Source organism: Amycolatopsis sp. lyj-90 (assembly GCF_046549035.1).
Taxonomy (GTDB): domain Bacteria; phylum Actinomycetota; class Actinomycetes; order Mycobacteriales; family Pseudonocardiaceae; genus Amycolatopsis.
The window spans coordinates 119025-130985 of the sequence record NZ_JAJPWP010000011.1 but is presented as its reverse complement, the minus strand read 5'-3'; the positions used below and the strand labels follow the sequence as shown (position 1 = coordinate 130985).

Annotated in this window: 6 protein-coding genes; 1 reads left to right on the top strand and 5 read right to left on the bottom strand. The window is 71.8% G+C overall.

The window, feature by feature from the left end:
* Positions 1-2727: an AAA family ATPase gene (locus tag ACLJPX_RS35225; protein WP_410604673.1), complete on the top strand. Its 2727-nt coding sequence runs from the start codon at positions 1-3 to the stop codon at positions 2725-2727.
* A gap of 6 nt (positions 2728-2733) precedes the next feature.
* Here ACLJPX_RS35225 and ACLJPX_RS35220 read toward each other — a convergent pair whose 3' ends face one another.
* From ACLJPX_RS35220 to ACLJPX_RS35200, 5 genes are all read right to left on the bottom strand, one after another.
* The gene (locus ACLJPX_RS35220; RefSeq protein ID WP_410604672.1) at positions 2734-5505 is read right to left on the bottom strand and encodes an AAA family ATPase; all 2772 of its coding nucleotides are present in this window, start codon (positions 5503-5505) and stop codon (positions 2734-2736) included.
* Positions 5506-6195: 690 nt separating this feature from the next.
* Positions 6196-7755 carry an MFS transporter gene (locus ACLJPX_RS35215; protein WP_410604671.1) on the bottom strand — a complete coding sequence of 520 codons (1560 nt, stop codon included), beginning with the start codon at positions 7753-7755 and terminating at the stop codon, positions 6196-6198.
* A complete protein-coding gene (locus ACLJPX_RS35210) occupies positions 7752-8690 on the bottom strand; it encodes an ACP S-malonyltransferase (protein WP_410604670.1) in 939 nt (312 codons plus the stop codon). Before ACLJPX_RS35210 ends, ACLJPX_RS35215 begins: the two co-directional genes overlap by 4 nt.
* A 27-nt stretch (positions 8691-8717) precedes the next feature.
* Positions 8718-10130: a class I adenylate-forming enzyme family protein gene (locus ACLJPX_RS35205; protein WP_410604669.1), complete on the bottom strand. Its 1413-nt coding sequence runs from the start codon at positions 10128-10130 to the stop codon at positions 8718-8720.
* A gap of 19 nt (positions 10131-10149) precedes the next feature.
* Positions 10150-11841 (bottom strand): flavin monoamine oxidase family protein, encoded by a 1692-nt coding sequence (locus ACLJPX_RS35200; protein ID WP_101606867.1) that lies wholly within the window; start codon positions 11839-11841, stop codon positions 10150-10152.
* Positions 11842-11961: the final 120 nt, after the last annotated feature.

Here is an 11961-nt window from a genome sequence, read left to right as displayed (position 1 = left end):
ATGATGATCGAGCGTGTCGACCAGCAGGCCGCGATCGCCGGGGCCGTCGCCGAAGCGCGTGCCGGGGCGGGGCAGTTCGTCGTCGTCCGCGGCGGGCTGGGCGCCGGCCGGTCCGCGCTGCTGCACGCGGCGGGGGAGGAGGCCGCCGCGCGGGGCGTGCGCGTCGTCCGGGCGGCGGCGACCCCGCTGGATCGAGGCGTCGCGCACGGCGTGGTCTGGTTGCTGCTGGAACCCTTGCTGGAATCCGGCCGCCGCGGAGAGTTGCTCACCGCTGTCCGAGCCGACAGTGAGTTCCCCGCCGATCCGCCCGACGCGCGCCGCGCCCATCTCGTCCTGCACGAACTGCTGGAACTGTTCACCGACATGGTGCGCGACACCGGTCCGGTCGCGCTGCTGGTGGACGATCTGCAGTGGGCGGACGCGGCTTCGGCGCGGTGGCTCGCGTATCTGGCCAAGCGGATGAGCCGCCTGCGGGTCCTCGTCGTGGCCACCCTGCTGGAAGGTGACGACTCCGCGGACGACGTCGTGGTCAAGGACATCGCCCGGACCGCGGCACGCACGGTGCACGCCACCCCGCTCTCGGCCGCCGGTGTCCGGTCCTACCTGACCGCCCGCTGCGGAGCCGAACCCGCGGACGAGTTCGCGGACGTCTGCTACGCCCGCACCGGCGGTTCGCCGATGCTGCTGGACGCGCTGGTCAACGCGATGCTCGGCCACGGTCTGCGGCCGATCGCCCCGGCCGCGGCCGAGCTCGCCGCGCTGCGACCCTCGCCCGCCGCGGCGCGGCTGACCCGGTGCCTGCGCGCCCAGCCGGACGACGTCTCCGCGGTGGCCAAGGCGATGGCCGCGCTCGGCGGGGCGACCGAGCCCGGCGTCCTCGCCGAGCTCGCCGACCTCGACTCGCCGGACTTCGACGCGGCCTTGCGCGCGTTGCGGCGGCTGGGGCTCGTCGAAGCCCCCGCCGACGGGCTGCTGCGGTTCGCGGGGGAGATGGCGGGCGATCTCGTCGCCGACCAGCTCAGCGCGGACGAACAGGACCGGTTGCACCTGCGCGCCGCGAATGTCCTCTACCGCAACGGAAGGCCGGTCGAGCAGATCGGACGGCAGCTGCTGGCCACGGTCGCCGAACCCGAGCCGTGGGCCGCGGAGGTGCTGCGGACAGCGGCCAGTGCCGCGCTCGCGAACTCGTCGCCCCAGACGGCCGCCCAGTATCTGCAGCACGCGCTGGCGCATCCGGGGGCCGATCGCGCGGAACTGCTCGTCGATCTCGCCGCCGTCGAACGCGGCTACGATCTGCCCGCCGCCCACCGGCATCTGCACCAGGCGCTGGGCCTGATGCGGGATCCGGTGGACCGCGCGTTCGCGCTCGGCCTGCTCCCGGTGGTGACCGGGCTGCGGTTCGCCGCGGACGTCCGCCGTCTCCGGCAGGTGCTCGCGGAACTACGGGAGGTCCCCGGTCCGGACGCGGCCGACGCGGCGTTGCGGATGGAGGCCCGTCTTCGCTATCTCGAACGGGGTGTCCCCGGTGCCGGTGACGCGGCGGCGGACCGGCTGGCGGAACTCGGTCCCGCGCCCGCCCAGGATTCCTCGGCCCAGCGGGAGCTGGTCGCGGTCCTGCTGTACCTGATGACCGTCGCGGGCGTCGCGCCCCGGGAGTCCATTGTGGACCTCGCCAGGCAGGTGCTGGAGCGGGAACCCGGTTCGCCGGACCAGATGTACACCACGCTGCCGCTCACGGTGCTGGTGCTGGCCGCCGCGGATTCGCTCGACGGCGTCGACTCCTGGCTCGCCGCGGCGTGCGGTCCCGCGGCCGATCCGGACCTGCCGACACTGGTCGCCTGGGCGGGACAGTCGCTCGTGGCCTCCGCCACCGGCCTGCTCGGCGTCGCCCGCGACCGGGCGCAGGCCGTGCTGGTGTCGGCGGGTCCCAGCCGGGTCGGGATCACCATGACGGCGATGCGGGTGCTGGCCGAAATCGCTATGGAGCAACGAGATCCGGCACTCGCGCGGCTGATCGTCGACCATCTGGAGGTCGAGCACGACCCCTGGCTCCGGTCCCTGGCGTACGGCACCTTGGCCCTGACCGAGGCAAATCACACCGCGGCCGCCGAATACTTCCTCGACTGCGTGCATCAGCTGGAGCGGTTCGGGAACCGCGTGCTGCTGCCACTGCGCGGTCAGATCGCCCTGCTGCTCGCGGCGACCGACGATCCGAAGCGGGCGGAAGCGGTCGCGCAGGGTGAGGTCGAGCGGGCGTTGTCGTGGGGCGCGCCGTCGTCGGTGGGGCGCGCGCTGCGGATCCGCGCGACGCTGCTCGACCGGGACGAGGACGCCGTCCCGATCCTGCGCGAAGCCGCGGAAACCCTGGCCCGCTCGGGAGACCGGCTCGAACTCGCCCGCACGCTGATCCTGCTCGGGGAACGCGGTACCGGACCCGACGCCCGCGAGCGGCTGCTGGAAGGGCGCAGCCTGGCGGCCGGATGCGGGGCGAGCTGGCTGACCGGGTCCGCGGAGCCGCCGGACCAGGCGGACGGTGGACTGCTGACCGCGACCGAGCAGCGCGTGGTGGAACTGGCGGTGTCCGGCCGCCGCAACCGCGACATCGCGGAACTGCTGGAGGTCACCGTGCGCGCGGTGGAGAAGCACCTCACCAGTTCGTATCGCAAGCTGGGCATCAGTGGCCGCGCCCAGTTGGCCGCGGCGATGCGCGGTCACCGGGCGGGCTGAGGCCGGTCAGGATCCGGCGGGGCCGAGGCGTCCCTGCAGCCATGCCGCCGCCAACTCGACCCGGGACTGGCTGCCGGTGCGTTCGAACAACGACGTCAGCCGGGCTTCGATGCGCTTCTCGCTGACCTGCAGCGCCGCCGCGATCTGCCGGTTCGTGCGGCCGCTCGCGATCAGGCCGACGATGTGGCGCTCCAAGGGATCCAGCCCCGCCCGGTCGGTCCGGTCCGCGCGGTCCGGGGAGAAGGAGATCCGGTGCCGATCGAGCAGATCCGAAACGTGCGGCAGGGCCGTGACGGCGTCCAGGCGCTTCAACGTCCGGTGCGCCTCCAGCAGTGACGGCCCGGGGACCGGGCTCACCTCGCCGAACGCCGTGCACGCTTCGGCGATCCGGAACACGTCACCGGACTGCCGGGCCAGCTTGACCCCGGCGCGCACCGATTCCATGTCCCCGCGCACGAGACCCCCGCACACCAGCGCCGCCTCCTGGACCGACGCGGTCGGGCTCCGGACGGCGAGGCTCTCGAGTTCGGCGAGCAGGCGGGTCACGGTCTCGGTGTCCCCCTGCTGTCTCGCTCCGTGCAAAAGCCGGGCGAGCAGGCGCTCCATCCCCGCCCGCACCCCGCGTTCGCGGCATTCGGCGTAGTCCCGCCAGCCCCGGACGAGGGCTTCGTCGTGCTGTCCTTCGGACTGTTGGAGCAGGCACCTGACCCACGCGACGTACGCGTCGGCGGAAGTCCGGAAAGGCAAGCGGCGCAACCAATCCGCCGCCCGGTCCGGCTGGGCGCGCTGGGCGCAGATCTCCGCGGCGAACACACTCGCGAACCGGTGGCGGCGGGGCGGGTCCCACCACAGGCGGTCGCCTTCGAGCTGCCGGGCCAGCGACAACGCCGCGTCCCACTCGCCCTCGCGGTAAGCCTGCCGGACCATATGCCAATCGACCGCGAAACCGGACGTCGGCGGCTGGTAGCGGCCGCGCAGCAGGACGTTCAGGACACTGACCGTGTCGAGGACCTCGGCGGCTTCGGCGACGTCCTCGTGCGGCGGCATTTCCGTCAGTACCAACCACTCCTCGGCCGGTCTGCCGCCGTCGCCGGGCAGCGCGCCCAGCAGGATCCCGGCGCCGAGGGCGAACAGCTGGTCGTCTTCCGCGCCACTGGCACGCGCGAGCGCCCGCACCGCTTCGGCGGCCGCCGGGCGGTCGGCCCGGTTGACCGCGTCGAGCAGCAGACGGCAGTCGGGAACCTTGTCGAGGAGATGCGCGACTTCGGCGGCCAGCGGTCTTACGACGTCGAGTTCGGCGAGTCGTTGCTCGTGGGCGAGCGCGCCTAGCCAGCACATCAGGACGGTGGCGGACAGCCGGGCGGACGGCCCCGGGTCGGCAAGCCGCGGTGCGACGACGGTGGCGAGGTCGTCGGCCAGCGCGCCGTAGCCGCCTGCCGCGAGGCTGTCCGCGAGGAGGGCCCGGAGCACTTCGGGAAACCGGTCGTCGGACGGGGCGAGCAGCCGGAGCGCCGCCAGCCGGTAGCGGCGCGCCGTCGGCATGTCGGTGTTCCCGCTCGCGGCCGCGTCGAGCAGCAGGCTCGCCGTCCCGGGATCCGGCGGTGACGGCGGGAGCTCGGCGAGATGCGGGGCGATTTCGGCCGGATCGGCCGGATGGCGGTCGAGGAGATCCCGCACGATCCTCCGGTGCAGCACCGTGCGCCAGCGTAGGCCGTGCTCCAGCCGGAGTTTGTCGGCCAGCGCGGGGACGGCGAACTCCACCGCGCCGTCCGTCCCGCCGCGAAGGATCCCGGCCCGGACCAGGTCGTCGAGGGCCTGGCCCGCGACCGGCGGCGTCAGCGCGGCCGCGGACGCCAGCCAGGGCAACCTTTCGAGGGTCGGGACGCTTTGTTCGCTCAGTACCGCGATGATGGCGGCCAGCCGCCGGGCGCGCGGCCCGAGCCGTCGCAGCCCGATCGTCTCGGCATGTCCCTCGGGCAGCACGATCGGGGTGCCCGCGCCGGTCAGGCAGACGTGTTCGTCGACGACCGACAGCCTGCCGGAGACGCGCAGGCCCGTGATCGTCGCGCCGACCGTGCCGGGATTGCCGAACAGCGGGCCGAGCGCGGTGCGGACCGCGCTGACGAGCGCGGGATCGCTCGCGATCCGCCCGGCGCGGGTGGTCCAGCCGGGCAGCAGCGCCGTCGTCTCCGCGGCGGTCAGCGGCCGGAGGCCCACCGTGCCGTCGGCGATGGCGAGCAGTTTGCCGACCGGGCCGCCGCCGGGATCCCGGCCTGCCGCGGTCGCGACGGTGACCGTCCCGGTGGCGCGGGCACCCTCGGCGACCAGGGTGAGCACGGTGGCGAGCTCCGGTGGCAGCAGATCGAAGTCGTCGAACTGCAGGACGATCCGGCTGCGCGGGGCGAGGGTGGCGAGAACGGTGATCAGATCGTGGGCCGTCGTCTGCGGTCCGGTGCCGGAGCCCGACTCGAGCCGGGCCCGCAGCCAGGCCACCGCGCTGAGCATGCTGACCAGCTCGGGCCGGTCGAGGGTCGCGATCAGCTCGACCAGCTGGGTCGTCAGCCGGAGCAGCACGGTTTCGGGCTCGGGACCGGCCGGGACGGCCAGCACGGCGGCGCCGGAGCGTCGTCCGCGCTGGGCCAGCCCGGAGAGGACGGTGCTGCGGCCGCTGCCCGCCGGGCCGTGCACCACCCAGATCGCACCGGACCCGGTGAGCACCCGGTCCAGAGCGGCCTGCGCGTCGTCCGGTCCGGCGTTCGTGACGGCCGTCGCTCCCATTTCCCTCCTCGGCCGGCGCGGGACCACGGCGCGGCCGGGCGACGGTCGCTCCGAGCATGGCGCACGGAGGACCGCTCGGTCGGGAGGTCAGGCGGCCGGGGCACCTTCGGCCAGCATAGTTGCCCCGGCGGACCACGGTCGACCGCTTCCACCAGAGTCAGCCTTCCCGAAGAAAGCGCTCTCTCCCTCCGCGTTTCGTCCTCTAGTTGCGGTCTTTAGCGTGGGCAACTACCGCAACTAGAGGACTAAACGCGGGTGTGGGGATCGGGGCGTGTTGCGAAAGTGGCGTTCGCAGCTCCTGGCCCGTGGCTTTCGCGACACCCGGGCTGGCTGGCTCGGCCCTCGCAACGACTCGACCCACCACGCCACTGTCGCCCAGGCTCTCCTCTGCGGTACATGAAGGCCCCCTTCCTTGCGCCTAGGTACAGGAAGGGGGCCTTCATGTACTCGGGGAAGGTGTGAAGGCCTCCTTCACTACCTTCAGGGTAGGCAAGGAGGCCTTCACGGACCTGCAACCAACTCCTGCCACAAACAGCAGGTATCTAAGACCCCTGCGGCTCTAACCCGGAACGCCACTCACGACCACCCCACAGGAAACCACCAGGCCCACGCCAGTGCACGACACCTTGTGTGCCGCGTTTCGTCCTCTAGTTGCGGTCTTTAGCGTGCGCAACTACCGCAACTAGAGGACTAAATGCGGGTGCTGGGGGCCTCGGGGACGGGGTCGGGTTGCGGCGGGGGTACGTCGGTCTCGATCACCTTCGGGACGCCGCGCAGGCTCCGGAGCGCCACCACCGCGAGGACCACCATCACCGCCGCGCTGCCCAGCATGCTGGTGCGGATGCCGCCGACGAACGACTCCTCCGCGGCCGTGCGGACCGCCGTCGCCACCGGTTCCGGCAGGCCGGTCGCGACCGCCGCCGTGGCACTGAACGACTCCCGCACCTGGGCGGCCAGCTCGGGCGGCACGCCGGCGGGCAGGGTCAGCTCGGCGTGGTAGACGGCGGACAGCACGCTGCCGACCACCGCGATGCCGAGTGAGCCGCCGAGTTCGTAGGCGGTGGCGGAGATCGCCGACGCCGCACCGGCGCGATCGCGGGGGACCGTGCCGAGGATGGTGTCGCCGGTGACGGTCAGCGTGAGCCCCGCGCCTGCGCCGAACGCCACCTGCGCGGCCAGCACCAGTACGTACGTCGAGTCCGTGTTCACCGCGCCGAACAGCCCGAAGCCGATCGACGCCAGCGCCAGCCCGCCCGACACCGTCGGCGCCCGGCCGAACCGGCGCACCGCCTTGGCCGCCAGGACACCGCCCGCGACGAGCGCCGCGATCGCGCCCGGGACGAACGCCAGCCCGGAGCGCAGTGGACTCCAGCCCAGGACGAGCTGGAAGTACTGGCTGGAGATCAGGGCGAAGGCCGACATCGTGAACACCGACACCAGATTCGAGCCGACGGAGGCCGAGAACCCGCGGCGCCGGAACAGCTCCAGGTCGATCAGCGGTTGTTCGAGCCGTCGCTGGCGGCGGGCGAACCACCACAGCGACGCGCCTCCGACCGCGAACGCGCCGAGCACCTCCGGGTACCACAGGCCGACGTAGAACGCGCCCTTCAGCGCGTACACCACGGCCACCAGCCCGACGATGGACAGCAGCACGCTGGGCAGATCGAGCCGCAACCGGCCGCTGGAGCGGGATTCCGGCACGACGCGGGCGGCGCCGAGGATCAGCAGCGCCACCGGGATGTTGACCATGAACACCGAACCCCACCAGAAGTGCTCCAGCAGCACCCCGCCGACGATCGGGCCGATCGCGAAGCCCGCCGCCGACACCCCGGCGGTGACGCCCACCGCGGCGGTCCGCGCCCGCTGGGTGGTGAAAACCGCGCGTAGCAACGAAGTCGTCGAGGGCAGCACGGCCGCGCCCGCGACCCCCAGCAGCGCCCGGGCCGTGATGAGCATTTCGGCGCTCGGGGCGTAGGCGGCCACCAGCGAGCCCAGCGCGAACGCGGCCACCCCGACCACGAGCACCCGCCGCCTGCCGAACCGGTCGCCCAGATTGCCCATGGTCACCAGCAGACCGCCCATGGCGAAGCCGTAGACGTCCGCGATCCACAGCAGTTCCTCGGCCGACGCGCCGAGCTGGGTGGTGAGCGCCGGTACGGCCAGGTGCAGCACGGTCATGTCGATCGCGACCATCAGCTGCGCCAGGCAGGACACCATGATCGTCGCGATGTCGCGGGCCTTGGTGCTCATGCGGCCACCGCCTCGGGAAGGCGGGGCCGGGGTTTCGGTTTCACCGTGCTCCGGAGGTCGGCGCGCAGGAGGGTGAACGCCGACGTCAGCCCGGGCAGCCGGTGCAGCAGGTGGTCCGGGCCGGCGACGAGGACCCGGTCGACGCCGAGCCGGGTGAACCGGTGGACCAGCCCGGGCAGCCGTACCGCGTTGACCGTCGACTCCAGCAGGAGCGACGCCGCCTCGTCACCGGTCCGGATCGCCTCTCCGTCCTGATCGGACACGATCGGGAGGTCAGGGGCGGAAAACTCGAACTCGCCGAAGACCTCTTCCGCGAGCCTGTCGCGCAGCCCGCCGAGCATCCGCGCGTGGGCGGCGGGACGCATCGTCGTGAGCGCGTAACCGCCCGCGGCCCGCACCCGGCGGACGAATTCGTCCAAAGCGGACTCGCGCAGGGTCACCAGGTGGACTTCCTCGTCGAACCGGCCGGAGAGTTCGTGGCCGATCCCGTCGAGGATCTCGCCGAGCGCCGTTTCCGGCGTCCGCACGATGAACTGGCTGACGAGATCCTGGTTCGTCGTCTCGAAATACTCCCGTTCCCGGCGTGCGACGGCGTCGACGAGCCGGACGAGATCGCCGAGCGGAAGGGCGCCCGCGCGGACCACGGCGGCGCGTTCGCCGAAGCTGGCGCCGCCGACCGCGACCGGTGCCAGCCCGTGCTCCCGCTCCGCCCGTTCGGCGAGCGCCAGCGACGCGAGCACGAACGCGATCTGGGTGTGCTCGTTGTACTCTTCGCCCGTTCTGGCCAGCGGATCCAGCAAGGAGCGGCCGAGCGCGTGCTCCGCCGCGCCGAGCAGGCGCCGGGCCAGAGGGTCGATGACGAGGAACCTGCCCAGTTCCGAAGCACGGGCGGGACCCATGCCGGGGAAGAGGACGGCATCCGTGGAAATGTCCACTGTGCACACCCAGTTTCGTTTTTCGGATCAGAGTTGTTCGGCCGCGGCGAACTGCTCGAGCCGCTTCCGGTCCGGTTTCCCGTTGCGGTTCAACGGGAACTGATCGGTGACGAGGACACGGTTCGGCTGCTCGGCCGGGGGCAGCACGCCGCAGATCCGGTCGCGCCAGTAGCGCGAGTCCCGTTGTGCGTCGTCCTCGACGACGAAGACCAGGCTCGACCCGCGCCGCTGGTCGGGCAGCGCGACGATCTTCGCCGAACAGCCGTCTTCGGCCAGCCGGTGCTCGATCACCTCGGGGTGCAGGGTGTGCCCGTTGCGGTGCACGGCCCGTTTGCGCCCGACGACGAACAGGTTCCCGTCCGCGTCGAGCCGGCCGAGGTCGCCGGTGGCGTACCAGCCGCGGTCGACGGGGAGCACCTGCCCGGTGCCGTCGAGGTAGCCCTCCATGAGATCCGGGTCGAGGACGAACAGCTCGCCGATTTCGCCGCTGGGCAGCACGGTGCCGTCGTCGGCGCGCACCTCCAGCGTCAGCCCTTCGACGATTTGCCCGCACCCACGGGGGTTTCCGATGTTGGCGAAGGCGACGTTGCCCATTTCTGTGCTGCCGTAGCTGTCGAGCAGCGGCATGCCGAAGAGCTCGTCGGACTGCTCCACGACCCCGGGTTCGAGCGGGGCGGCGCCACTGCACAGCATGCGCACGCGGGAGAATTCCGCTTTGAGCGACGGACGTTTGCCGATGATGTTGAACAGGCTGCGATAGGTGGACGGCGTCGCGTCGACGACCGTCGCGCCGGCCATCCCCGCCAGGCGCAGCGCCCGGTCGGGACGGCGGTAGGGCGCGATCACCAGCGAGCAGTCCCGCAGCCAAGCGATCATCACCATCGAAAGGCCGTACTGGTGGTTGAACGGCAGCAGCGGTAGGAGGACGTCGTCGGCGACGTGGCCGACCAGGTCGGCGTTGCGTTCCAGGTTCTTCAGGAACCGCGCGCCGTTCTTCGCGACGCCCTTGGGGACGCCGGTCGAGCCGGAAGACCACATCACGAGGCTGTCGGGCAGCTTTTCCCAGACGTCGAACCGCAACCGGACATCGGTCGGGGTCCGGTCGGCGGCGGCCACCATGATCTCGTAGGTGTACGCCGTGGGCGCGTCGGCAGGCATCGGCGCGTCGTCGTCGACGACCGCCAGCACGACACCGGAACCGGCGATCGTCTCGGCGGTACGGTCGGCGTGCTCCATGTGGTCGACGAGCACCACGGACGCGCCGGCGTGCATCAGCGCGACGAGGATCGTCAGGTAGGCCAACGTGTTGTCGGCCTTGAGCAGGACACGGTCGCCGGAGCCGACACCGCGGTCGCGCAGCACTTCGGCGACCCGGAGGGCCTGCTGCTCGAAGGCGGCGCCGCCGGTGACCGCGTCGGGGGAATAGATCTTCGCGAACATGGGGAAGTCCTTTCCACTGTCAATCCAGGCTCACCGGGGCGATCTCGTCGAACACGTCGCCGGGACCGGGGTTGTCCGGATGGGTGCCGCCGCCCAGGTGCTCGACGACGCCCCACACGGCGTTCAACGCGGTGGTGACCGCGCTCTCGGAGAAACCGGCGATCCACGCGACGTCGTCGCCGGCCAGGAAGAAGCCGCGGTGGTGGTCGGCGGCGTCGCGCTGCATGAACTGGGTGAACAGCCGTCGCTGGTAGCGGTAGCTGCCGGGAAGGCAGGATTTGAAGGCGCCCTTGAAATGCGGCTGGGTCTCCCAGGTGATCGCGATCGGCGGGCCGATCATGTGGGAGCGGATGTCGACGCCGGGGTAGATCTTGGCCAGCGCGGCGAGCATCACGTCGAGCCGCTCGTCCGGGGTCAGCGAAGCGACCTTCAGCGAGTCGTCGTTCCACGTGTAGGAAAGCAGCATCGTGCCGGGTTCGTCGGGGCCGTTGTCGATCAGGTAGACCCCGCGCGGGATGCGGTCGGTGAGCGTTGTGCTCATCACGTCCCGGCCGGTCGCCGGGTCCTGGTCGAGCCAGAACGGCCGGTCGGTGATGACGAACAGCTTGGACGCGCCCATGTAGTGCGTGCGCTCCAGCGCGGTCCACACCGGCTGCGGCAACAGGGCGTCGTCGCTCTTCATCCCCGAGAGCAGGTTCCAGTTCTGCGCGGCGAAGATCGCCGCCGGATAGGTGCGCACGTCGCGGTCGGCGTCCTCGATGGTGAACCCGCGGCCGGTCCGGTCGATCCGCACCACCGCCGGGCGCGGCTCGCCGCCGTGCAGGCTCGCCAGCGACGTACCGGACGGCCAGTATTCGAGCTCGGCGGGCTCGTCGGTCCACAGCCCGAGCGGCAACTGCTGGCAGCCGCCGATGATCCGGTGGTGCTCGTCGCTGGTGTCGGTGCAGATCACGCGCAGGATCTCGAGCGCGGAGTTGGGGAAGTCGGTGTCCCAGCCACCGCAGCCGAAGCCGACCTGGCCGAAGATCTCGCGGTGCTCGAAGGAGGAGAACAGCGGGGACGAGGTCAGGAAGCCGTAGAACGACACGTTGTCGAACTTGGTGACCAAGTGGTTCCACAGTGCCTTGATGGTCGAGATGTCCCGGCGCCGGATGGCGTCCTCCATCAGCGACAGGTCCGCCTGCTCCTGCAGCGTCTTCGTCCAGGCGTCGTTGACCTCGCGGTACACCGCGGGCAGGTCGGCGGACGTGCGGGCCCAGTGGTTCTCGCCGTGCAGGTTGATCACCGTGCTCGGCGACGCGGGGGAGAGCGGGTTGGGGAACGGCGTCGTCTCCAGCCCGACCTTGTCGATGTAGTGGAAGAGCGCGCCCGCGGACGGCGGGAAGCGCATCGCGCCCAGCTCGGCGACGGCGTCGGGGTAGCCGGGCAGGCTCACCGAGCGCATCCGGCCGCCGAGTTGCTCGGCCTCGTAGATCACCGGCTTCAGGCCGAGCTTCATCAGCTCGTAGGCGGCCACCATCCCGGACAGGCCACCGCCGATCACCGCGACCTCGGTGCCGTGCGCCTGGCGCGGTACCCGGCCGAGGCCGGCGGGATGGCGGATCCAGTCGTCGTAGGCGAACGGGAAATCGGGACACAGCATGCTCGTCGGCGGAGCCGCCTCGGCCCGCGGGCGGGGCAGGACGCGTTCTTCGACGGGAGACATGGTCATCGGCGTTACCTCCGGCACTAGTTCTGGCGTCGCGCGGACGACCCGGCCGGCACGGCGGACGCCGGCGTTCTCGTGCGGCCACGGGTCTGTGCGCTGAAATCGGGGGCGCTGAAATCGGGG

Excerpts from the sequence above, each read along its gene's own strand:
- ACLJPX_RS35220 (WP_410604672.1), bottom strand. The coding sequence starts at position 5,505 with ATGGGAGCGACGGCCGTCACGAACGCCGGACCGGACGACGCGCAGGCC.
- ACLJPX_RS35215 (WP_410604671.1), bottom strand. The coding sequence starts at position 7,755 with ATGAGCACCAAGGCCCGCGACATCGCGACGATCATGGTGTCCTGCCTG.
- ACLJPX_RS35200 (WP_101606867.1), bottom strand. The coding sequence starts at position 11,841 with ATGACCATGTCTCCCGTCGAAGAACGCGTCCTGCCCCGCCCGCGGGCC.
- ACLJPX_RS35225 (WP_410604673.1), top strand. The coding sequence starts at position 1 with ATGATGATCGAGCGTGTCGACCAGCAGGCCGCGATCGCCGGGGCCGTC.
- ACLJPX_RS35205 (WP_410604669.1), bottom strand. The coding sequence starts at position 10,130 with ATGTTCGCGAAGATCTATTCCCCCGACGCGGTCACCGGCGGCGCCGCC.